Annotated in this window: 21 protein-coding genes; 16 read left to right on the top strand and 5 right to left on the bottom strand. The window is 47.8% G+C overall.

Annotated features, from left to right (window positions below):
- Positions 1–51 precede the first annotated feature (51 nt).
- The 6 genes from pnuC (at position 52) to N5E87_RS12750 (ending at position 4900) form a co-directional block, all read left to right on the top strand.
- On the top strand, positions 52–717 hold the full coding sequence (gene pnuC / locus N5E87_RS12775; protein WP_086902131.1) for a nicotinamide riboside transporter PnuC: 666 nt from the start codon (positions 52–54) through the stop codon (positions 715–717).
- A gap of 90 nt (positions 718–807) precedes the next feature.
- On the top strand, positions 808–2064 hold the full coding sequence (locus N5E87_RS12770) for a phosphotransferase (protein ID WP_086902130.1): 1257 nt from the start codon (positions 808–810) through the stop codon (positions 2062–2064).
- 110 nt (positions 2065–2174) lie between these two features.
- On the top strand, positions 2175–3047 hold the full coding sequence (locus N5E87_RS12765) for a DUF6279 family lipoprotein (RefSeq protein WP_086902129.1): 873 nt from the start codon (positions 2175–2177) through the stop codon (positions 3045–3047).
- Positions 3048–3097: 50 nt separating this feature from the next.
- On the top strand, positions 3098–3691 hold the full coding sequence (locus N5E87_RS12760) for a DoxX family protein (protein WP_086902128.1): 594 nt from the start codon (positions 3098–3100) through the stop codon (positions 3689–3691).
- A 128-nt stretch (positions 3692–3819) separates the two neighbouring features.
- On the top strand, positions 3820–4368 hold the full coding sequence (locus tag N5E87_RS12755; protein ID WP_011626471.1) for an NAD(P)H nitroreductase: 549 nt from the start codon (positions 3820–3822) through the stop codon (positions 4366–4368).
- Positions 4369–4402: 34 nt separating this feature from the next.
- The gene (locus N5E87_RS12750) at positions 4403–4900 is read left to right on the top strand and encodes a GNAT family N-acetyltransferase (protein ID WP_011623064.1); all 498 of its coding nucleotides are present in this window, start codon (positions 4403–4405) and stop codon (positions 4898–4900) included.
- A 97-nt stretch (positions 4901–4997) separates the two neighbouring features.
- Here the strand turns inward: N5E87_RS12750 and N5E87_RS12745 are convergent, their stop codons facing one another.
- Positions 4998–7226 carry a M3 family metallopeptidase gene (locus N5E87_RS12745; protein ID WP_086902127.1) on the bottom strand — a complete coding sequence of 743 codons (2229 nt, stop codon included), beginning with the start codon at positions 7224–7226 and terminating at the stop codon, positions 4998–5000.
- Positions 7227–7499: 273 nt separating this feature from the next.
- On the opposite strand from N5E87_RS12745, the gene N5E87_RS12740 reads away from it, so the two are divergent.
- Positions 7500–9101, top strand: coding sequence for a dipeptidase (locus N5E87_RS12740; RefSeq protein ID WP_086902126.1), 1602 nt, complete (start codon positions 7500–7502; stop codon positions 9099–9101).
- A 526-nt stretch (positions 9102–9627) separates the two neighbouring features.
- Here N5E87_RS12740 and N5E87_RS12735 read toward each other — a convergent pair.
- The gene (locus tag N5E87_RS12735; RefSeq protein WP_218558478.1) at positions 9628–11241 is read right to left on the bottom strand and encodes an IS1634 family transposase; all 1614 of its coding nucleotides are present in this window, start codon (positions 11239–11241) and stop codon (positions 9628–9630) included.
- Positions 11242–11413: 172 nt separating this feature from the next.
- Here N5E87_RS12735 and N5E87_RS12730 point away from each other — a divergent pair, with 172 nt between their 5' ends.
- The 4 genes from N5E87_RS12730 to N5E87_RS12715 all read left to right on the top strand — a co-directional run bounded on the left by N5E87_RS12730 (position 11414) and on the right by N5E87_RS12715 (position 14160).
- Positions 11414–11878, top strand: coding sequence for a hypothetical protein (locus tag N5E87_RS12730; protein WP_086904952.1), 465 nt, complete (start codon positions 11414–11416; stop codon positions 11876–11878).
- Positions 11879–11974: 96 nt separating this feature from the next.
- Entirely contained in the window at positions 11975–12430 is a 456-nt protein-coding gene (locus N5E87_RS12725) for a hypothetical protein (RefSeq protein WP_086904951.1), read from the top strand.
- 86 nt (positions 12431–12516) lie between these two features.
- Positions 12517–13628 (top strand): IS3 family transposase gene (locus N5E87_RS12720; RefSeq protein WP_279775354.1). Its coding sequence is split into 2 segments (ribosomal slippage): positions 12517–12769 and positions 12769–13628, totalling 1113 coding nucleotides; the frame shifts between segments, so codons are not numbered across the junction.
- Positions 13629–13644: 16 nt separating this feature from the next.
- The gene (locus tag N5E87_RS12715; RefSeq protein WP_086904398.1) at positions 13645–14160 is read left to right on the top strand and encodes a ClbS/DfsB family four-helix bundle protein; all 516 of its coding nucleotides are present in this window, start codon (positions 13645–13647) and stop codon (positions 14158–14160) included.
- A gap of 378 nt (positions 14161–14538) precedes the next feature.
- On the opposite strand, the gene N5E87_RS12710 is transcribed toward N5E87_RS12715, so the two are convergent.
- Complete coding sequence (locus N5E87_RS12710; protein WP_086904402.1) at positions 14539–14748, bottom strand: hypothetical protein; 210 nt, start codon at positions 14746–14748, stop codon at positions 14539–14541.
- 357 nt (positions 14749–15105) lie between these two features.
- Between N5E87_RS12710 and N5E87_RS12705 the strand changes: the two genes are divergently transcribed.
- Together N5E87_RS12705 and N5E87_RS12700 are read left to right on the top strand one after the other, a co-directional pair.
- Positions 15106–16572, top strand: coding sequence for a TonB-dependent receptor (locus tag N5E87_RS12705; protein WP_279775353.1), 1467 nt, complete (start codon positions 15106–15108; stop codon positions 16570–16572).
- Positions 16514–17191, top strand: a complete 678-nt coding sequence (locus tag N5E87_RS12700; protein ID WP_347881491.1) for a TonB-dependent receptor — start codon at positions 16514–16516, stop codon at positions 17189–17191. The genes N5E87_RS12705 and N5E87_RS12700 overlap by 59 nt, the downstream gene beginning before the upstream one ends.
- A 265-nt stretch (positions 17192–17456) precedes the next feature.
- Here N5E87_RS12700 and ggt read toward each other — a convergent pair whose 3' ends face one another.
- Positions 17457–19196: a gamma-glutamyltransferase gene (gene ggt / locus N5E87_RS12695; RefSeq protein WP_086904397.1), complete on the bottom strand. Its 1740-nt coding sequence runs from the start codon at positions 19194–19196 to the stop codon at positions 17457–17459.
- Between the two features lie 109 nt (positions 19197–19305).
- Here ggt and N5E87_RS12690 point away from each other — a divergent pair, with 109 nt between their 5' ends.
- Positions 19306–20571: a GNAT family N-acetyltransferase gene (locus tag N5E87_RS12690; RefSeq protein WP_086904396.1), complete on the top strand. Its 1266-nt coding sequence runs from the start codon at positions 19306–19308 to the stop codon at positions 20569–20571.
- A 112-nt stretch (positions 20572–20683) separates the two neighbouring features.
- Here N5E87_RS12690 and N5E87_RS12685 read toward each other — a convergent pair whose 3' ends face one another.
- On the bottom strand, positions 20684–21307 hold the full coding sequence (locus N5E87_RS12685; protein ID WP_011626464.1) for a LysE family translocator: 624 nt from the start codon (positions 21305–21307) through the stop codon (positions 20684–20686).
- A gap of 324 nt (positions 21308–21631) precedes the next feature.
- Between N5E87_RS12685 and N5E87_RS12680 the strand changes: the two genes are divergently transcribed.
- Both N5E87_RS12680 and N5E87_RS12675 read left to right on the top strand, forming a co-directional pair.
- Positions 21632–22195, top strand: a complete 564-nt coding sequence (locus tag N5E87_RS12680) for a sugar O-acetyltransferase (protein WP_086904395.1) — start codon at positions 21632–21634, stop codon at positions 22193–22195.
- Positions 22196–22375: 180 nt separating this feature from the next.
- Complete coding sequence (locus N5E87_RS12675; RefSeq protein ID WP_086904394.1) at positions 22376–23779, top strand: diguanylate cyclase; 1404 nt, start codon at positions 22376–22378, stop codon at positions 23777–23779.
- The last annotated feature ends 109 nt before the right edge of the window (positions 23780–23888 follow it).

The following is a 23888-nucleotide window of genomic DNA, read 5'->3' as shown; positions in this document are numbered from 1 at the left end:
AACGCTAAAGCTAAGTGGTTCAAGCAAGCGATATAGAGTGAGAGTAAGGCAATGACAGAATTATGGTTAACGCTGGCCAATAGTGTTAATGCGGCCCTAGGGGAAGTCCATGTGATGACCGCATGGGAAGCCTTAGCCGTGGTATTGGCCATGGCCTATTTGCTACTGGCCATGAAGGCAAGCGTTTGGTGCTGGGCGGCGGCATTTACCAGCACGGCCATTTACACTGTCTTGTTTTGGAAAGTGGCACTGCTGATGGAGTCGGTGCTGAATATTTATTATATGGCCATGGCACTCTATGGATACTGGCTCTGGACCCAAGGCGGCGACAAACATCAAGGGGTGAAAGTGACTACTTGGCCGCTGAAAACCCATTTAAAGCTGATTGTCGCGACTGGTATTGTCTCCCTTGGTGTTGGGCATGGGATGGCAACCTTTACCCAGGCTTCCTTTCCTTACCTCGATGCGGCGACCACTTGTTTTGCAGTGATGACAACCTATTTAGTCGCCAAAAAAGTATTGGAGAATTGGCTGTATTGGGTGGTTATCGATCTGGTATCGATTTACCTTTACCTCAGCAAGGGACTGATGCTGACCTCCTTATTATTTGTGCTCTATGTTGGCCTGGCAGTTGTCGGCTATTTCCTGTGGCGCGCTGCCCTTGCCGATAGCCGCAATCCCCATCTGGAGTCGAGCGCCGCAAAACTACTCGGCTAACGGTGGCAGATATCAATAGATGATGGCCAATACACAAGGGCTGCAAATGCCTAATACGCTATTTAACACGATTGTTGTGGTAAGCCGCTAATGCCGCCGATTATTGGACAGCACAAGGATACGCTGCTTGCGGTATTAGCACAGGCAGGCCTTACTGATATCAGCCAAATCCAGCCGTTAGCGGATGGATTAAGTAACCACAACTATCATATCGAGACGCCGACGGCCCATTATGTCTTGCGTGAAAACGCCGATGCCGCCGACAGCTTTTGTTCGCGGGAGCAAGAGTTGTTCTATTGGCGCCATCTTGCCAAGGCAAAGCTTGCCCCCGAGTTGCTGTGGGTGAGTGGCGATCAGCGTTATTACCTAAGCGAGTTTATCTTTGCGCAATCTCTCCCAAGCCTTCCTATAGCATCTCAGTTTGCGCCGCTGATGGAGGATGTTGAGGGCAGGGCAAATCTGCTTACCGAAGAGCCTATTGCGGCAAGTGGTATTGATCGACTTGATAACCTAGTGTCACGCGAGCCAAGTATGGCATCAGGTTATCAAGAACTGAGCCTGCCAAACTTAAGCCGGCCAAACTTAAGCTCGAATGAATTAAGCTGGAAAGAACTAGAGTCTCAATGCTGTGCGGCGACCTTTTGCCTAGGTGAAGCGCATATTGAGGCTTGGTTGCAATCTCATGCCGATATCAAGGGTGCAGCAGACAAGCAGGCTTGGTATCCGTCCGAACGGCTCGCCGTATTGGAAGCCATAACACCGAATCGCGCCCACAGCCTGTTACTGCAATTGCTGCAACAGCTTCGCGAGCAAGCGACTGGGCCGTACCACATCAGTATCACTGAGCAATGGCAGGAATATCACGCGCAGTTGTTAGACTTTGCCGCAGCGGATAAGGGCGAGGCTTGGCAGAGCCGATTGGCGCAATTGCTCAGCATACAAAGGCAGATCCATGGTTGGATGGCAACCTTAGCCGATTGTTTAGTCAAACCGCAGTTTTGCCATCGCGACTTAAATCCCCATAATCTGCTGCTTAAAGATAACCAGTTGTATTGCATAGATTTTGAGTATACAACCGCTTCCCATCCACTGTGTGAACTGGCCGTTGTGCTCGCCACGCACCAATTAACACCTGCGCAGCGGCATCTGTTAGTGCGACAGTATCTGGCAGGACACCCCGGCTTAACCTCGGATGCCATCAAGGCGATACCCGCTGCCATCGAGATGTATTGGGTGTTTGCCGTGTATTGGGCATTATTGATGGCGGCGCACACCCATGGCGAGCGGCAGCAGGAATACTTCGACTGGTTCGATCTTTTTTGGCCACTTATCAGCCACGCATCCTAAGTATTTTGTTTCTCACCGCCACGGCTTGGTTAAGGTTGTTGTGTTAAAAAAATAAACTTTCTATTAACCTCAGTGTCATAGGATGACCAAGGCTGAACGGATGCAAATTGATGAAAAAAGGTGTGTTGTTACTGGTGTTGCTGTTTGGCTTAACGGCCTGCTCGACCAAATTTAGTTATCATTTTCTCGACTGGGCCATAGGTTGGGAGCTGGATGACTATGTCAGCCTTGATAAAAACCAGCAAAAGGTCGTTGATGGGCTTATCGACAAGTTTGTACTTTGGCACCAATCCGAAGAACTCGGCCATTATGTGGCGCAGCTAACCGAAGTTGAGCAGCAGATCCAAACCAATACCTTAACTCCCGCATTGTGGGCCGAGCACGTCACACTCGCCAAACGGCATTGGTTTCGGTTATTTGAGTTTGCACTGCCAGAAATGTTGCCGATCATCTCATCATTAACCGATGAACAGGTGAAGCAAATTCTTGCCCAGTCGCGAAAAGACGAGCAGGAATTGATTAAGGAATTTGCCGGTAAAACCCCCGAGCAGTTACAGCAAGAGGCCGATGAGAATCTTATTGAGCAATTTGATGACTGGCTGGGTAGCGTAACGGATGAGCAAAAAACGCTTATTCATCAATATAACCAGCAGCGACTGTCGACCTTAGATATGTGGCTCGATTACCGCCACGAATGGCTGCGCCAATTTGAGGTTGCCCTTGGGCAGCGCAGCGATATTCCGCTGCTGACCGAACGATTGACCCTGCTGATGACGCGCCCTGACGAGCTTAAGTCGGAAAAACATCGCGCCATTTTAAGGCAAAACACCGAAGCCTTCGGTGGCTTGTTACTCACGATCAATGCTAGTCTGTCAGCGAAGCAGTCCAAGCATTTTTATAAAAAGCTGAATAAGCTTATTCAGGATCTTCGTGAATTAAATCAAGAGGGGATCGAAAAAGTGGCAAAAGTCGCGAAAGATTAATCTCTAAGCCAAGGTCTATTGGGCAACTCCATCTAATGTTGAGATTGCCCATGTCCCTTGTGAATATTTATCAAAAACTCCTCAATGCGAGCCGTTATGCTGAGGGGCTTGCCCCCTTAGCCCTTAGGCTCTATCTCGCGCTAGTGCTAATGCAAGCTGGCTATAACAAACTCGTGCACTTTGAAGACACAGCGGCTTGGTTTGCTAATCCCGATTGGGGATTGGGTTTGCCTATGCCGACGTTAATGGCTGCCTTGGCGGCGGGCACTGAGTTTTTTGGCGCATTTTTATTACTCGTTGGCTTAGCGACGCGGCTGATTTCTATCCCTTTGATGATAACCATGCTGGTGGCGGCGTTTACTGTGCATTGGCCTAATGGTTGGCTGGCGATTGCCGATGGCAGTTCATGGCTCGCCAATGAACGGGTGCTTGAGGCGGGTGATAAGCTGGATAAGGCCAAATCCCTGTTGCAGGAATACGGCAATTACGATTGGTTGACCAGCTCGGGTAACTTGGTGGTGCTAAATAATGGTATTGAGTTCGCAGCGACCTATTTTATTATGCTGCTGGCACTCTTTAGCCTTGGAGGCGGGCGTTATACCAGTCTCGATTACTTTATCGCGAAGCGTTATAACGTAAAGTAAGCCAAGTGACTTTGCTTTTAACACTTTCAATCCCACCTTTGCGTGGGATTTTTTGTACCTCTTTAGCCGCAATTTGCTATGCTTGAGCCAATTTACACGCACCTATTTTTCAGAACAGGGATAATCACTTGGACGCTATCGAACTTTTACTCACCCGCCAATCCACTCCAAGATTAACCGCGCCAGCGCCCAACGAGCATGAGCTTAAAATCATTTTAGATGCGGCGATTCGAGTGCCAGATCATGGCGCCTTAGCACCGTGGGAATTTATTATTGCCACAGGCCAAGGGTTAGATACCTTAGCAGATATCTATGTTAACGCGGCTAAAGCCAGCGGTGCCGATGAAGATTTTATCAATAAAGCCAAAGGGATGCCGATGCGCGCTCCTATGGTGATTACCGTTGTGGCGAAAACCCAACAGCACCCCAAAGTGCCAGTACTTGAGCAGCAAATCGCAGCGGGCTGCGCCACGATGGCGATGCAGCAAGCGGCATTCGCGCTAGGATTAGGTGCAGTGTGGCGCACTGGGGATTTTGCCTTCGACGCCAACGTGAATGCGGCATTAGGCTTAGCGCCAGAGGATCAAATCGTCGGCTTTTTATATGTGGGCACCCCAGCGGTAGCCGCACCGAAAAAACCGCAAAAGGATGGCAGCCAGTACGCCCGCTACCTATAACCTAGTTTATCCCCTCTGAATGGGAGTCCTTAGTATGCAAGTTGCCCAAACCCCAAGATTGCTGCTGCGGCAGTTAACGCCCGATGATGCGTCATTTATTTTGGTCTTACTCAACACCCAAGGATTTATCGACAATATCGGTGATAAGGGTGTGCGTAGTTTGCAAGATGCCAAGGACTATATCGCCAATGGACCCGCGATTAGCTATCGCGAGCATGGTTTTGGCTTGTTTGCCGTGGTGCTGGCCGAAAATGGTTTTCCGATTGGCATTTGTGGCCTGATTAAACGGCCGACGCTGGCGGATGTGGACTTAGGCTATGCCTTTTTGCCGCAGTATTGGGGTAAAGGTTATGCGTTTGAAGCAGCTAAGGCCTCACTGGAATTCGGTAAAACCCTAGGGATTGAACGGATTGTCGCGATCGTTAGCCCGCATAATCAGGCCTCTAAGTCGCTGCTGAATAAATTAGGCATGTCGTTTGAAACCCTGTTGCAGCTTACTCCTAACGATGCGCCGGTGGAGTTATTTAGCTAAGCAGTGGTTTTATGTGCGGTGAGTGCGTTTACGCGCAATAAAATGGGGAGCTTAGCTCCCCATTTTTATCTGTTCGCTTTTCCCCATAGGGATGCGATTACTCCGCTAACAGACCACGGCTACGCAGCAGCGGCTCAATGCCAGCTTCTTTACCACGGAAGTTTTTATACATCAGCATAGGGTCGTCACTGCCACCCTTAGATAAGATGTTGTTACGGAAGGCATCGGCCGTCGCTTTATCGAAAATGCCATTTTCTTTAAAGGCTTCGAAGGCATCGGCACCTAAAATATCTGACCAGAGGTAGCTGTAGTAACCGGCTGAATAACCGCCCGCGAAGATATGCGAGAAGTAAGTGCTGCGGTAACGTGGGCTGATCTCATTAATCAATCCCATGGCAGCTAAGGAGTCAGCCTCAAACTTGGCGGCATCCTTAGGCGTGGTATCGGTTAGGGTGTGCCAATCTAAATCGAGCTTAGTGGCGGCCATATATTCAACGGTCGCAAAGCCTTGGTTGAATTTGCTGGCGGCTTGGATTTTTTTCACCAGTTCCTGCGGGATCACTTCACCAGTTTTGTAGTGTTTAGCAAATTGCGCGAGCACTTCAGGCTGAGTCATCCAGTTTTCGTTGACCTGTGAAGGGAACTCCACATAGTCGCGAGGAACTGCCGTTCCGCCTTGTGAGCGATATTCGACATTGGATAACATGCCGTGCAGCGCATGGCCAAACTCATGGAACAGGGTGCTGGCTTCATCGAAGGTGAGCAACGCAGGCTCATTACCCGCAGGACGAGGGTAGTTCAACACGTTGACAATAATGGGTTTTGAATCGACACCGTTCATATGGTATTGCTTGCGGAACGAGTTCATCCAAGCGCCGCCGCGTTTGCTATCACGGGTAAAATAGTCGCCCATAAAGATGGCCATAAGTTTGCCGTCTTTATCGTACACTTCCCAAGTACGTACTTCTGGGTTGTATTTAGGTAAGTCGGTACGTTCTTTAAAGGTTAAGCCATAGAGGCGATTGGCCGTATAGAACACGCCTTTTAGGGTGCTGTCGAGGGAGAAGTAAGGGCGAGTTTGCTGCTCGTTAAAGCTGTACTTCGCGACACGGATTTTATCGGCATAGTAATCCCAATCCCAAGCTTGCAGCTTAAACTTGCCGCCTTGGCTGTCGATTAACGCCTGCATATCCACGACTTCGGCCTTGGCTTGGGCAAGGGCTGCTGGCCAAACTTTATTGAGTAAGCCATAGACATTTTCAGGCGTCTTGGCGGTGCGCTCTTCTAACACAAAATCCGCATGGGTTTTATAGCCCATGAGCTGTGCACGTTCGGCGCGCAGTGCGGCAATTTTTGCCAGAATGACTTTGTTATCATTGGCATTATTGTTGTTACCGCGCTCGATATAACCCTTATAGAGCTTTTCGCGTAGTTCGCGATTATCGGCATAGGTTAAAAACGGCGTGATAGATGGGCGTGAGGTGGTAAATACCCATTTGCCTTCATGGCCACGCTTTTTCGCGGTTTCGGCGGCAGTGGCAATCACATCGGCGGGTAAACCAGACAAGTCAGCTTGCTTATCAATCACTAGTTCGAAGGCATTGGTTTCGGCTAACAGATTGTCACCAAAGGCTAAGTTAAGCTTGCCGATTTGTTCATTCAGGGCGCGCAGCTTGGTTTTATCCTGCTCGCTGAGGTTAGCACCGCCACGGGTGAACGATTTATAGGTGTCTTCGAGTAATTTGGCCTGCGCCGTGTTGAGCTTTAGGCTGTCTTTGCTGTCGTAAACGGCTTTAACACGTTGAAACAGTTTATCGTTCAATAAGATATCGTCTTCGGCAGACGATAACATCGGCGAGACTTCCTTAGAAATCGCTTGCAGCTCAGGAGTAGTATCAGCGCCAGTTAAGTTAAAGAAAACGTTGGATACGCGGGTGACGAGATCGCCCGAAAACTCCATCGCTTCGATGGTATTGGCAAAGGTAGGCTTGTCTTTGCTATCGACAATCGCTTGAATTTCTTCGTGTTGCTGGGCGATACTCGCCTTAAATGCAGGGAGGAAATGCTCTGGCTTAATCTTGTCGAAGGCCGGAATTTCCATAAATGTATCATAGGGTTTAAAGAATGGGTTGCTGGCATTTTGGCTGATGATTTGCGCCGACATCGCATTCGGTGCGACTGTCGCCTGCGCCGCAGTATCGCTGTGCTGTGCGCTGCAGCCACTTAAGGCGAGGGCGAGTGTGATGGCGCTAAAGGTCAGTTTAATAGCGCGTGGTTTGAGTGTGCGCGCGTTAAGGGCCTGTGATTTTAGGCTTAGTCCCTTCATGTCAATTCCCCGTTAGGTGATTATTATTCTGTTGGATTAATGGTACTGCAGACCATTAATGTTATTTTAAGGTGACTGTTTAGCATGTATCCGACTAAGGGTTCCATCGATTTTGTGTTTTGTTTGTAACAAATGGTTAGCTTGCGGTTTTTAACGGAAGAACTATGGCAAACTGAGGCCCGCACTAAAGCAATATTAGGTAAAGGATAAAGCCATTGCTTGGATGCGTTTCAATGTAAGTCCCTAATCATACAAATAATAAATAGGACCTCTATGGAATTGCCTCAGTTTAACTATACGAGCCTTTGTCGTCGTTTTTCTTATTCCCTATTAGCCGCTGCGCTGTGGACATCGACGCAAGCTGCAGCATCGCCAATCACGCTTAGCCAAGATGCGCTTAAGGTGGCCGATTATGCGGTGAGCACCTATGACGCGCAGATGGTCGAGAGTCTGGCGCATTTAATCAGTTTTAATACCCAAGCGGTGGAAGGGCAAACGCCCGATACCAACCCTGCCTTTATTGGTTTTAAGTCGAGTTTAAAAAGCTTGAGCCAAGAACTCGGGCTCGATTATGCCGACCATGGTTATGTGGTGCTGATTGGCCTCGATGCCAATGTTGTCGATGCCCAACGCTCACAGGTTGAGAAATTGGGCATCGTCACCCACGGCGATGTGCAACCCGCCAATCCCGCGCTCTGGGCCAAGAGCCCCTATGTGCTGGATACCGAGTCTGAACCTGGCAAGCTGATAGGTCGTGGCACCGAAGATGATAAAGGCGCGATTGTCACCGCCATGTATGCGATGAAGGCCATCAAAGATAAACAACTCAAACGGGAAAAACGCATTGAGCTGTTGGTGTATTTAGCCGAAGAGTCCGATTGGGATCCGCTAAAGGCCTTTTTAGCCCATTACACCCCAGCGCAGATGAATATCACCATAGATGCTGAGTATCCTGTGGTTACCGCCGAAAAGGGTTGGAGTAAGATTGGGTTTACTGTACCGAATCTCGAGCCAACGCAGGAGCAGGGCGCGGCAGCGAATGTCCCGAGCCTAACGGCATTCTCAGGCGGTTATTTTGCTAGCCAAGTACCACAGCAAGCCGAGGCTAAAATTCATGCCATCACCCCAAGCTTATTGGCACAGTTACAGTCGAGCGCGGCCAACCAACAGGGGATGAAGTATCGATTCGAGCGAACTTGCGAGCAGGCCGTGTGCGACTTGCATATTTTTGCCGACGGTAAGGCGGCCCATTCCTCCACACCAGAAGATGGGGTGAATGCCGTGACGCATTTGGCCGCGTTACTGCAGCCATATACTTGGCCTAAAACCACGGCGGCTTTAACCGTCGCCGCCATGAATGAGTTAGTGGGGTTGGGGATTTATGCAGAGCAGTTTGGCGAGCTGGCCTATAAAGATGATTTTATGGGCGCGTTAACGCTGGCTCCCACAGTCGTTGCGCAAACGAGTAAAGGGACGGAAGTCACCATTAATCTACGTCGCCCAGTGGGCAAAACGCCTGAGTTACTCTCCGCCCAAGCCAAGGATGCACTGAACAAATGGCAAGTTGAGCATCAAGTGACACTCATCGACGTAGAAAGTTATTGGGGCGAGCCTATGGTGATGAAGGATGCACCGCATCAGCAGACCTTACTCGATGTATTTGCCCACTTTACCGGCATAGCATCTCCCAAACCTGTTGCTATTGGCGGCTCAACCAACAGTAAGTTATTCCCCAACGCCTTAAGTTTTGGCCCAGCCATGCCGGGCGTGGAATACACTGGCCACACGGAGAAAGAATTTATTACCCATAAACAGTTTATGCTGAATCTGAAAATGTACACCGCCGCCTTTATTGAGTTAACCGCTGCAAAATAGTGCGTTTTTTAATGTGATTAATTGAAGTTATGAGTGAAATACACAAGAAGGTGAAAGGCGCTGAGTTCACGCCAAGACTCATCGGTTTATAAGATAATGGCGGCTAATCCGAAATAGCCGCCATTACTATTTAATCGTTAAAACAAGATAAAAACAGTTCATCTGGCTAAAAGCTTTTTGCCCCATTCTGTGTTTCGGCTCGTTAGCTCAACCGAAAATTCCCACTCCTGCAGCCATAAATATTCTTATCTATTTGCCTATGTTTGGCCTTACCAGAAATCGGCTAACAATGTATGGGTATACAGTCGTATTTAAACTTAGGTGTTTTGGTATAATTTTCAGACAAAATCAGTGCGCACTAATTCCATCCGAAATAAATAAAACTCTATAAAATCAGGTGAATATAGTAACTGAATTTTAGTTAATAGGTTTGGAAAACGCGCATGCGCGTTTTTCCAGATGGTGTATTTGGCAGAAAGCTGATAAGTTCTTTGCATACAGATAGTTCCGACATTCCGCACCTGATTTAGGAATAAATTTGCCGATAGCGTTCACCTAACACGTCGAGAATGATCTGCTGGTCGGCCGTTAGCCCCGTGACCTGAGGTGGCGCCTCTCCTAACTGGTACTCGTGTACCCCGCCAAAGCGTAAAAAGATCCAGCGCGCAGTTGGTTTTTGCGTGGGTTTCTTTTTCATGTCCGCCACACTGCGATTCTGCTCTACTAAGCCCTGCCGGATACGGTGCTCCAGCGCCGCATAAATCATCAGGCTACAGGTCATCACCATCAGTAATGCTTCGATACGTTCTGGTTTTTTAAGATACAACGACGAGGTTAAAAATTCGGGACTTTTCAGAAAGCGAAACCCACGCTCGACGTTCTGCTGGGCTTTATAGATTGCCAACAGCTCAGCCATGGTGAGCGTTTCACTGTGATCATTGGTCGCGAGGATGAACACCCCAGTCTGGTTGCGTGCCTCTGCTACCCGCGCCAAGCTACTTGCGGCTAACCCCTTGATGTGAAATTGGTAGCTCACCGGCACTTCACCCTTTTGCGGCCTTCCGCGCCCAGCATAGAGAGGTTCACTCACGACCTCTGCTTCCAGTTGCAGCAGATTTAAGTTGGCTGCAAAACGGGCTAATTCAGCCTGCGCATCGGCCTCGCAGGCAAAACGCTGAGCACATAATTTGCCAAAGGCTTTCAGCTCACGCGTGCTGTCTTTCAGTAGGTTTTTGGCTAATGTTTGCTGCTCACGGTGGCTAGCCTGTTCGCTGCGCACCAGCAACCAACGCTGCGCGACGTCGGCATAATTGGCGCTTTGCCAACAGCCATGATAGCCATTGCCCAGCGCAACCAGCGACTGGGTGCCAATGGTTGCCACGGCTCGCTTGGCCTCATTGAGGGTGACAGGCACACGAGTCACGAACAACTGTTGCTGTTGTGCCAGTAGTTGCAAGGTGTCGGTGCAATACAGCGCCGCATCGCCGACCAGATAACGACTCTCCTGCGCGGCCTTGAGACTGCTCAAGTGGCGCCGTACGGTCTGGGCAAAGGCCTTGGTATCATTACTATTGCCACTCAAGGCTTGCATATAAATGGGCAGGCCGGCTTGATTTTCGCAGATAAGTTCCAGGATAACCTGGTTTAGCTCTGGCCGGTGGTCGCGGCTGTAGCCCCGTACCAATTGCAACTTACCGAGCTGTTCGCCATCGACTTGGTCATAGGCACCATCGACGTGGAAACTGGTGATATCGAGGTGTACTGCGGTACTTTTGAGCTCCAATCGCTCGACGACCTGTTCCGCCATCACCTGATAAAGCGTGCTGACATCGGCCTCAAAGAGGGCATCAAGGCAGCGGCCGAGCACGTCATCATTTAGGTCATCGGCACAGATCCCAGGGCCAATCAGACGCTCTACAGGCTTGTTGGCAAAGAATTGCGGGAACATGTGCAAGGTGGAGCTATGAAAGCCAAGACCATTCAGAATCATCGCCACCAAGGCTTCACCATGTGAAACTTTGTAGGGCGGCGTTTTGGGGAGCACCGCATCAATCATGCGAGCAATGCCGAGTTCTTGGCAGAGTGCAGCGACCAAACCAAGGTGGTCGAGGTTACGAATAGCGATAGCGGGAGTGGCCATAATGATCTACCTGCAAAAAGTAGTAATAGATCAGAATGGCCGATCGCCGTCAAGTTTTTTTAAATCGAAAATTAGGTGCGGAATGACGGATAGTTAACTATGCGCGTTTTCACTGGTCAAACGAGGTAAACGCGCATACGCACGAATAAAATGTTAAAAGCCTCTAGGAACTATGGCTCGAAGAAATGAATTAGGAAGTATAGCTAGTGGATTAATCGGTTCTTTCAATAGCCGAAATAATGATGTGGATGGCTATTGGGGAATTGGGAAGCTACATAAGTTTGTCGAGAATGCTTCTAAAAAGGAAGTGTCAATCGAACTGCTATCAGGAAGCATCAAGCCTGAAACCAATGAGTTTGACTCGCTTATCAAGTTTTATCGAAATAGGCTAGAGGCTCACTTGAAGGCTAGGTCAATTCCCAGATCTTGGATAGTTGCAGTAGAGTTTACCGCGTTATTCGAGACTGAATATGAAAAGAAGCACCACTATTGGCGCTCCGGTTTAGGTAAGCCTTACAAGTTAAAGTGCGATATCCTAGATGACAATGGTAGGCACCATATTGCATATGCATACAATAATAGTCGGCCACATGACCCTAAAAGAGAGACAAGGAGCTGTCGTGAAGTCGGCTTTTAACAAGCAGCAGCAACGAACTGTCAAGCCTGTCACTCAAATTGCTGCGCAATTACGTGCCAGCTTTGCTAGCTGCTATGTTGGGCGTTAGGTGGTGCAATGAAATCAAACCGATGTTTACCTCTAATTTTTGGGGCCCTCATACCAATAACTGTGAATGCACAAACTCGCGGTGGCACTTGTCAGAGAGATATCTGTGAATTTACAGGGGAATTTATCGGCTTAGCTTTACTTGTGATAATTCTTCTTTCTCTTTCTGCATCGATAGCTAAACACGGTTTTTGGAAAGGGATTTTTGAGCATACAGCAGTGCGTATCCTGATTGTATATTGTGCAATGATTGCTGGGTTAATTTTTGCGATGTTGTTAGCTGTTGAAGTATTTGGAAAAATGGGGGGCGTTTTATTGTTCCTCGCCATTGCTTTCATGCCTAAGTCTTGGATAAAAGGCATTAAAGAAGATGATAAAAAGCACCTAACAATCGCTATCAAAAACGCGCCCGTTGGGCGCTCGACTCGCAACAAGTTGCTCGCGTTTGTGACGGGCGTTTTGTGAATAGGAAAATAATGTGGTAATCATCCCGTAAATTAACTGGCGTCAAAAGTAGAATTTTCTCATAACATAAACGCAGGAGATTCTGCATGAAAACATCAAAATTTAGCGACAGCCAAATTCTGGCTATTTTAAAACAAGCCGAAGCGGGTGCGCCGGTTCCACAGCTGTGTCGTGAGCACGGCATCAGTTCGGCCACGTTCTACAAGTGGCGAGCAAAATTTGGCGGTATGGATGCCTCCATGATGGCACGGTTAAAAGAGCTGGAAACAGAAAATGCCCGGCTCAAAAAAATGTATGCCGAGGAGCGGCTCAAAGCCGAAATACTCAAAGAGGCTATCGAAAAAAAGTGGTAAAGCCGTCGTGCCGACGGGAGTTAGCGCAAAAGGCGGTGCGGGAGAAATCCATTTCGGTCAAATTGGCCTGTGCGGTGTTTCGTATCAGCGAAACCTGCTACCGCTATCAGACCAAACTGAATGACGAGAACGCAGAAATTGCGGACTGGCTGCTGCGCTTAACCACGACTTACCGGAATTGGGGCTTTGGCATGTGCTTCTACTACCTGCGCAATGTAAAACGTTGTGGCTGGAACCATAAGCGTGTGCTGCGCATTTACCGCGAGCTGGAGCTGAATTTAAGGATAAAACCCAAGAAACGGCTGACACGTGAAAAGCCTGAGCCTTTGGCGGTGCCACAGATGAAGAACCAGTGCTGGTCGATGGATTTTATGCATGACCAACTGGAAGATGGCCGCAGTTTCCGGCTGCTCAATATCATTGATGACTTTAACCGGGAAGGCTTGGCGATAGAGGTCGACTTCTCGCTGCCAGCTGAGCGTGTTGTCCGCACGCTTAATCACGTGATTGAATGGCGTGGCAAGCCCAAGGAAATCAGAAGCGACAATGGTCCTGAGTACATTGGCTCTGTCCTCAAAAGCTGGGCAGAAGCCAACGGTGTGACACTGAAGTTTATTCAGCCAGGCAATCCACAGCAAAATGCCTATGTGGAGCGCTACAACCGTACAGTTCGCTACGAGTGGCTAAACCAATATTTATTCAGCAGTATTGCCGAGGTTCAGGAGTATGCGACAGAATGGCTGTGGTTTTACAACAATGAACGACCAAACAAAGCCTTGGGTGGGATGCCACCCAAGTTTAAAGATAACTTAATAACTCAGACTTCTACTTCTGGCGTCCATTAAAAATGGGATGATTACCATGTCTTCAGTTCCTGAATCAAAAGATGAGTTGCTCACAGCTATAAATTCTATATTCCTGAAACTTATGGACGATTATCTGAGTGTTCCTGCATCAATGGCACGTAAGTGTGAAATTGAAGGTAACGTAAAAGGAACACAAATTAGCGTTTGTGACACTGTCGCTTATCTTATTGGTTGGGGAGACTTGGTTTTAAAATGGCACAGTTTGAAGTCGCAAGGCTTGTCAGTCGATTTTCCTGACACGGGTTATAAATGGAATCAGCTTGGATTGTTGGCGGTCAGTTTTCACGAACAGTACCGTGACTGGCAATATGAGGATTTACTTAAGGTGTTAGACTCAACAATAAACGAGCTTATCTTGTTGGTTGAAAGCTTAAGTAATAAAGAATTGTATGAAACGACGTGGTATGAAAAATGGACATTAGGTCGAATGATCCAGTTCAACACGTCATCACCAATGAAAAATATGCGAGCCAAAGTTAGGCGATTTAACAAAAACAACATGCTTCGGTAAGCAATTCACATAACAAACGCCTCAAGAGGGACTGTCAACGCGCGGCGTTTGCAGTCTCATTGAGCAGCAGTGGTGGTTACGTTGTTGTGTTTCAGTTTAATGGTATGCGTTGCCAGCCCCTTAGGCGGGCGTTATCTCCATATAAATTTTTATCCGAAATTCACCTGATACAGCCGATGTCTTGACACGCTTTTGTCCCAAAGCGAGCAGGTATCTTCTTTAAAAACGACATCCGAAATGACAGTTGGAATCAACACAAACCCAACTGTCTCTTGAAGCGTTCTTCTGGCTAAAAACTCTTTGCGACTATATGGCCGGACTAAATTAAGTGTGGAATAAATTCAGGTAGGTTAACCGCATTTTAGCTAGAGCAGGCTATTATCCTTGGGTCATGCTTGGGGTTGTGATGTCGGCTTTTAGCACTAAGACAATCAAGAAAATAACACCTAATAACGGAAACAATCCCAATACTGCGCCTAGCATCCCTGTGAGTTTAGGATTCGTGGTCTTTTTTCGGCCGAGTGAATAACTCAACATGCCGAAAAACATCATGCTAGCTAAGAGCAACAGCAAAATCAGCAAGAACATTGCCACAATAAATTCCTTTTTAATTCATATGTTAGAGCTGGACAATAAAGAGCGAGTTAAAGCTGAGTCAATCTTATTTATCAGGACTGAGCGCTATGGCGGTGGGTTGAAGGTGAGTTTCATTTTTGCAGCGTAAATCCTAATCTCCATAAAGCAGATGATATCGAATAAATTCTAGATGGCGATGCTACTTAGACATTCAACATGGACCCAAATTGAGGGCTCGCCTACAGCATGTGATGTTCCCAGCATTTTACGAATGTTAGAGTGTAAATGTAATGAGAATTGTTATCATTTTTATGTATTGATAATTATTTTCAATTAAAATGCATCTCTCAAAAACAATGATGGGGAATCATGATGCAAAAAACGCTGTTAGCGACACTCATTGCGAGTTTTTTATTCGTACCAAGCACCTACGCCAGTGAAGACAAGTCCGCGACCAATATTGAGGTCATTAGTATCAAGGGGAGTCGATTAGACAAGGCTGCAACGGCAACAGGTTTACCCTTAACTCTTAGGGAAACTCCGCAATCCGTAACCATTATCGATCAAGAGTTTATTCAAAGTTTCTCACTCAATAGTGTCGCGGACTTAATGTTTTTAACCCCTGGCATTTATGCTCAAAAAGCCGAAACTAATCGCTATTTCTTTAGTTCCCGCGGAAATCCCATTACCAATTTTCAGTTTGATGGCGTGCCCGTTAACTATTCGAGTTTCTTTAATGACGCTTCAACCGACACCATATTATTCGATCGCGTAGAGGTTGTTCGTGGCGCAACCGGACTCTTAACAGGGGCGGGTGAACCATCAGCGGCAATTAACCTCATTCGCAAACGTCCTAAATCTGCGCCTAGTGGTTATGTCAGCGCCAAAGTCGGTTCATGGGATAGTTACCGTGTTGAAGGCGATGCCTCTATTGATGTGACGGATAGTGGTGCTGTGCAGGCTCGTTTTGCTGCTGCCTATGAAAAATCAGATAGTTATATTGATCTTGCCGAAGATGAAAATCTTCAAATTTATGGTGTGGTAACGGCAAGACTCAGTGACAATACCTTATTTACCCTAGGTGCTGATTACAGTGACCGCGATCCTAAAGGCTCCACTTGGGGTGGTATCCCGCTATTTTATGCGGATGGCAGCTTAGCCAATGATCTACCTCGCTCGACCACAACTGCAGCCTCTTGGTCAAGTTGGCAACGTAACGGCGAGAATGTCTTTGCCACGCTTGAACATGATTTTGATAATAATTGGGACCTTAAATTTGACGTCGAACATCGTGAAGATGAGATGGACGGACACTTGCTGTATCTCTATGGCGCGCCGGATAAAACGACTGGCTTAGGTATGAAATCATCGGCGATGATCTATCAATCGACCCGTAAACAAGATGCCGCACGACTATTTGCATCAGGCCCATTTGAGCTCTTTGGCCGCGAGCATAAATTGACTGCGGGTTTATTATATTCTAAGCAAGACACAACTGCAGACTCCTATTACCCATTGAATAGTTTAAGTATTGGTAACTTCTTCGAATGGGATGGCTCAATTACCGAACCTAATTATCCGTCGACGCCAATCTATCAAGAAGGAGAGGAAACTCAAAAGGGAGCCTATCTCGCGACCCAAATTAATTTACATGAACAATGGATGTTGTTACTGGGTGGCCGTATTAGCCAATATAAATTTGAATCAAACGCGGCTGATGACTACAACAATAGCGATGTTTTTACACCTTATGCTGGCCTTATATTCAACCTGAACGATTTACACCAGTTATACCGAAATTTTCCAGCCACAGGATGCAAAAGACGCGAACAATAAGCGCTTAGATCCAATGACCGGAAATAATATAGAACTGGGTGCGAAAGGGGATTTCTTCGATGAGAAACTGACCGCCAGCGTTGCCGTATTTAAAGTGCAAAAAGAAAATGTGGCAGAACGTGACCCAAATTACCCGACACCTCTACCCGATGGTAGCTATCCAATGCGTGGAGTGGACGGAACCAGTAACCAAGGTTACGAAGTTGAGCTAAACGGTAAACCAACAGAAAATTGGGACCTGTTTTTCAGCTATACCTATAGCAAATCAGAAGATCAGGATGGAGCAGCTTTTAGCACTCACTTACCTAAAGATCTGGTTCGTTTATCTTCACTTTATCACTTTGATGGTGCACTCGCGGATTTAACCGTTGGCGGTAACTTAAGCTGGCAGAGTAAAATTTACAAAGATGACGCAGGTCCGAATGGTGAGCGTTCTGAGCAAGACAGCTATTATCTAGTCAATCTGATGACAAGCTATCAACTGACAGATGATGCTAAAGTTCAGCTAAATATCAATAACTTATTTGATAAAAAATATTACTCTAGTATTGATTTTTACAATCAAGGTTTCTTCGGTGAACCTCGAAGGATTGAGTTAAACCTAAGCTACAACTTTTAAAAAATTTTCCCTGTAAGCTAGAGCTGTGAATGCTGTGTCTATTAAGACACTGCATTCACATCACTAAGTGATAGGGGATTAGTGAATGAAAAAACCGACATTTACTAATAATAACCTGCTTTTGTCGTTTGCTGACTCTTGCTGAGAGAGTCATTATCGCGGCTTAGCTTGAATGCTGAATATCGAGCAGCTTTGCGTTGAGCCTTATCACTCCAATCCATGGCTTCCTTACCTTTATACATATCGCTAGTATGCCAATCAGTGATTAGTAACCGACGGCTTCGCTACCCGAATGGCGTGGGTCTGAGGCACCAAAAATCCCTTGGTCTGTCACCATGATGGATTGTGTGCTGCCCATGGCCGATTGCACTTTCACTTTATGGCCTTTGGCTTCGAGTAACGAAATAGTATCGCGGTTCAGGCTGCTTTCGACTCGCAGTTCATCGGGTTGCCATTGGTGGTGTACTCGCGCGGCATTGCTGGCTTCGGCAATGTTTAAGCCGTGATCAATCACATTCATAATGATTTGCAGCGTGGTGGTAATGATGCGTGAACCGCCAGGGCTGCCCGTGACTAAGAAGGGTTTGCCATCTTTCATCACTATGGTGGGGCTCATTGAACTTAAAGGACGTTTATTACCTTCCACCGCGTTGGCATCGCCACCCACTAGGCCATAACCGTTAGGCGTGCCGGGTTTTGCGGAGAAATCATCCATTTCGTTATTGAGTAAAATGCCTGTGCCTTTGGCGACTAAACCCGAGCCGTAGCTGAAGTTTAAAGTGTAAGTGTTAGACACCGCATTGCCCCATTTATCGACTACCGAGAAGTGGGTGGTTTGGTCACTCTCATAGGGCGCTAGATTGCCGGGTTTGATTTCGGTACTGGGCGTGGTTTTGTTTAGCGCAATTTGGCTGGCGATTTTTTGGGCGTAGTCCTTATTGGTTAACTGCTTGACCGGCACCTTATAAAAATCGGGATCGCCTAAGTATTCGCTGCGATCGGCGTAGGCATGCTTCATGGTTTCGGCCATCACATGAATGGTTTGCGCTGTGTTATGGCCAAATTGATCGATAGGGAACTGCTGCAGTACATTGAGCATCTCGATAATGTGCACGCCGCCCGAGGATGGTGGTGGCATAGAAACCACCTCATATCCACGATATTGACCGCGAACCGGTTCACGCTCGACGGCCTTATAGTGTTGTAAATCCGTTAAGGTCATGATGCCGCCAGCGTCTTGCACGGCCTTAACCAGTTTTTCTGCGGTTTCACCTTCATAGAACCCTTTAGTGCCTTTCTCGGCGATAAGTTGCAGAGAGTGGGCGAGTTCAGGCTGTTTTAAAATATCATCCACTTGGTAGTCGCTACCGTCGGCCTTATAGAAGATGGCTGCCGTGCTTGGCCATTGGCTCATACGGCGCTTTAAGCCTGCAAGGGATACCGCAAGATCTGGGGTCACGCTAATGCCTTCCTGCGCCATTTTGATGGCGGGCGCCGTGACTTGCGCCATGGTCATAGTGCCATATTTTTCAAGGGCTAAACTCATGCCCATCACAGTGCCTGGGACGCCGACAGCCAGACCATGTTCACGGCTTAATTTAGTCACTGCATCGCCATTCTCATCGAGGAATATGTCTTTTTTCGCCTTTGATGGCGCCATTTCACGGTAATCGATGGCGATGGTTTTGTTTTCTTTGGCCAGATGGACAAGCATAAAGCCACCGCCACCAATATTGCCCGCGCGGGGTAGCGTGACGGCTAAACTGAATGCGACCGCCACCGCAGCATCGACGGCATTACCGCCTTGCTTCAAAATCTCGATGCCAGTGCGGCTGGCCAGCGCTTCTTGGCTGGCGACCATACCATGTTTTGCCCATACGGGTTGTGCCGTGGCCATTTGGCTGAAAATTGAAGGCTCTTCGGCATGGAGAGTGGGCGAAGACAACAAAGGCAGTGCCATGGCGATGGCGAGAATAAGAGGTCTAAAAGTTCCTGCGCGGCGCATATTCAATCCTGAATTTATTTTCATTTTGGCTATGCAATGTGCCGAGAATTAGGCTTAATTGCAACCTTGGATCTTTGCTTAGTGTGTTTAACGGATAAGAATTCAACGAATGAGACAACTGATATTGGCCTTTGCCAGCGCAGCGCAGAGTATTGACGCTAGCAGCTGGGACCGATTGATGGGGACGGACAATCCCTTCTGCCAGCATGCCTATTTACTCAGCTTAGAGCAGAGCTTGTCGGCCTGTGCCACGACGGGCTGGCGGCCACATCATTTAGGTGTGTTCGACGCCACAGGCAGTGAATTAGCGCACCAATTAGCGCCAGATGCCGTCATTATTAGCCAAAAAGATGCCGCAGATTTTATGGATTTACCCCTGCTGGCAGTGATGCCGCTTTATCAAAAATCCCACTCCTACGGCGAATATGTGTTTGATTGGGCATGGGCGCAGGCCTATGAGCGTCATGGTTTTGAATATTATCCTAAATTGTTAAATGCCATCCCATTTACACCAGTGCAGGGGCGGCGGTTGGGGCTATCGCCTACGCTTTCGGCTGCGGAGGTCAAGCTGCTAAGCCGCGCCGTATTTACGTGCTTAAATGAGCAATTAGTGAACGTGGATGCGCCAATGTCCTCTTGGCATTGCTTATTTGTCTCGCCTTCGCAGCAAACGCTATTTGCTGAGGCATCCAATCCCACTTCCCTTAAGCGTTTAAGCACCCAGTTCCATTGGCATAATCGTGGCTATGCAGATTTTGACGCCTTTTTAGCGGCGCTCACCTCCCGTAAGCGTAAAAACATCCTTAAGGAGCGTGCCCAGCTAGAGCCCTCTGGTTTGCACTATGAGTTTGTCGCGGGAGCGGATATTAGCCGTGAGCAATGGCAGCATTTTATTGAATGTTATCAATTAACCTACCTTAAGCGCTCCGGCCATCGTGGCTATTTAACCCCAACATTTTTTAACATGATTGCCGAGCGGTTGGCTGAGCAAATTGTCTTGCTCGTCGTAAGTGATGCGAAAGGGCAGATGTTAGCGGGCGCGCTGTATTTTACGGGCCGCAACGAGCAAGGGCAGACATGTCTATTTGGTCGTTATTGGGGCAGCATTGTCGAGCTTGAGGGATTACACTTTGAGGCCTGTTATTATCAGGGCATTGAATACTGTATCGCCCATGGGATTGATATCTTTGATGCTGGCGCTCAGGGCGAACATAAAGTGCTGCGCGGCTTCGAGCCTGTGGCGCTTTATTCCTACCACAATATTGCTCATCCCGACTTTAAGCGAGCCATAGCGCATTTTACCGAGGAGGAAGCTGCACAAATGGAAGTGTATATGCAGCAGATGCGTGAGGTGTTGCCCTATAAAAAGGGCTAATAACCACCATAAACGTAGAGCGTCGCGTCAACAAATACGCTGGCGCGACGCGAATGGGTTTACACAAAAGAGTGATGTACTAAACACATATCACTCAAGACAGCATGTTTAACTAGCTCACCGCTAACCAGATGCCAACGCCAATCATAAGGCTGCCGGCGATACGATTTAGCCAACGAATATTATCGCCACGACTTAAAAATATCCTCAGACTCTTACCGCCACTGGCGTAGGCCAACATAGAAGTAAACTCTGTCACCATAATAATGCTAAGTAGGGCTAGGAGTTGCGGCGCAACCTCGCGCTCGGCATTAATAAATGGCGGTAGGAGTGACACCATAAACGCCCAACCCTTAGGGTTAGCAATGGCGGTAATAAAGCCCTGTGAAATCAGCGTAAAGTTACTGGCTCTTGGGTTAGTGTCATCATCGCTAAGCATGGCCATCTTGCCTCGGGCGCGCCACATCTGCACGCCGATATAGCCTAAGTAAATGCCACCAACCCATTTAAATACCTGAAAAACCTCAGGGTAGTTAAGCATAATACTCGCCACTCCCATGACCGCTGCGGTAGCGACCAAGGCAACCCCAACAAGCTCACCGAGCATCATCCACAGGGTACGGCGCACACCAATGCTCATCCCGAGCGTCATGGCAAGCGTCATACACATCCCTGGGGTGATAGAAACAAAGAAAAAGGTCGGGATAAACACAGCGAGTAAGGCAAAATCTGGCATGGTCTAAGCGGTCTACTAGAAGAGTGAAGGAACGCTAGTGTAATGAAAATGAGAGAGTTAGCCAATCGGCTAAATCGCACTCTGGCAAAATCGAACTCTGGCAAAATCGCTGACTTGCCCTAGCATCCTGTCAAATCGGCCTGAATGAGCGGGGCTAATTTTCATCGTGTTTCAAGGCATTGTTTGCTGACGTTAGCTTGGCTGGATGTAAAACCGTACAACAATTGATGCAAAAAAAGCATCGGATTTGTTGTTGCGCTTGAATTATTGATAGTCGATTGTTAGGGTTGCGTCATTATAACAAGGGTTAAATGTTGAACTTAGATGACAGAAAAGCAAAAAATGTTGGCGGGGGAAGCCTATCAAGCCTCGGATGAAACCTTAGTCGCCGAAAGAATGCGAGCTAAATTACTCTGTCATCGATTTAATCATGCCGATCCCACCCAGCTTGAAGCGCGCATGGCCCATTTGTGCGAGCTACTCAATGTGCCTAGTTGTGCCCATATCGAACCTAACTTCTTTTGTGATTACGGCTATAACATCCAAATTGGCCAGCAATTTTATGCGAATCACAACCTAACCATACTCGACGTTTGTCAGGTCACGATTGGCAACCATGTGATGTTTGGGCCTAATGTACTGATTTCTACTGCGACCCATCCTATTGAACCCATTGCTCGTCTTACAACAGAATTTGGTAAGCCTATTCATATTGGTCACCATGTGTGGCTCGGCGGTAATGTCAGTGTGTTGCCCGGTGTCACCATTGGCGATAATTGTGTGATTGGCGCGGGCAGTGTGGTGAATAAAGATATTCCAGCCAATAGTGTGGCTGTGGGTAATCCTTGCAGGGTGATTAAGCAAATCACTGCACCTAATGCGGACTGAAGATCAATCGTACTGGTTTTTTTAGGCCGCAGGGCTTTTGGTCGCTGAGGTTAAAGCCGCCACAAAGTTTATATATAAACTTGGTTGTACTGCCATTTAATGCACATGGCATAAGCTTTAATAGCGACCCAATAAACCGTTTAATTTTATGCGTTAGCGCTCTTTGAGGTTGATTACCGATTGAAGACACTTTTTTCGCCATTACTGCCAGCAAGACAAAGCCATATCGCACTGCTGTGCGCAGGCATTATCTATTGGCTAACCGGCGCCTTAGGCCAAACGTTATTTAGCTTACAACCTGAGAATATCACCCTGATTTGGCTGCCCTCCGGCATTGCCTTGGTGATGTTACTTATGTGGGGGCGTAAGGCATTGCTGCTGATATTCCTCGGCAGTTTTACCTTGAATTTTCAAGGCATGTTGCAACAGGATTCCCTCGGTCTTTCGCTGCTGCATACTTCGATTGCTGCGTTAAGCGATATGCTCGCGCCTGCGATGTCGATGTTGTTACTCAGACGCTTCTTGCCACAGGGTACGGGAAGTGCGAATGACTTGATGAAGTTTGTGGTGGTCGCAGGCATCATCCCCATTTTCGGCTCCAGCGCATTGTTATCCGCTAACTTAGTGCTTGGCGGTTATATTTTACCCAGCGCCTTTTGGAGTATGGGGCAAATGTTTTTCTTTGCCGATATTCTGGGCATAGTGTTGGTGTATCAGCTGTATGCAGGATGGGTGGAACCCAATGCGCTGAGCATAGCCAAAACCCGCCATATCCTTCTGCCCTTGATTGGCTTGCCACTGTTTTGTTTGGTGGGGGTTAAGTTCGATCTGGGCTGGTTGTTTTATGTGATCCCGCCGCTATTGGTTGTGCTCTCCTTTGAGGTCACGCGCTTTTATCTCGCACTGTTTAGCAGCGCCTCCATGCTGTTTATGATTTTAGCGACAGCTCAGGGTTATGGTCCGTTTATCAATGCCACGCCGTATCAAACCAATGCGGAGATGATGGCTTTTGTGTTGTCATCGGCATTAACCATTTTTGGGGTGTCGTTACAGCGGGCACAGCTGCGCCGAACCGAGAGAGATAAGCAGACCGCGGTGCAAGAGGCACTCTATGATCCCTTGTCGGGGCTACTGAATCGCCGTGGTTTTATGCCACAGCTGACAAATCTTAACGGCCCGACGGTGCGTTATTCGGTCGCTATGTTGGATCTCGATAACTTTAAGATGATTAACGACACCTATGGTCACAGTGTGGGCGATAGGGTAATCCAGCTGTTGGCGCAGTTGATACACAATCATAGCCGTAGCCAAGATATTGCCGCGCGCCTAGGCGGTGAAGAGTTCGCCCTTGTGCTTAGGGATATTGATGCTGAGCAGGTGTATCCCGTGCTTGAGCGTATTCGAAAATCCTTTGCTGAGATGTCGATAGCGGCCGAGGAGCACACGATTTACTGCACTGTGAGCATTGGTTGGGTGGAGTATCAACAAGGTATCACTGGCGAGTCGTTGCTGCATTTGGCGGACAAGGCTCTGTATCAAGCCAAGGCAAAGGGCAAAAACACGATTGTAAAGTATCACGCTTAAGGACCACACCAAGAAGCTTTGTTCGAAAATGCGATGCTCAAGTGGATTATTTCTAAGGGAATACTCTAAAGGCAATAATCGAAAGGCTAGGCCATACGCGAAGCGTGAC

This window comes from Shewanella sp. GD03713 (genome assembly GCF_029843705.1).
Lineage (GTDB): Bacteria > Pseudomonadota > Gammaproteobacteria > Enterobacterales > Shewanellaceae > Shewanella.
Note: the sequence above shows the minus strand (reverse complement) of the source record. Positions and strands in the feature narration are given on the sequence as shown.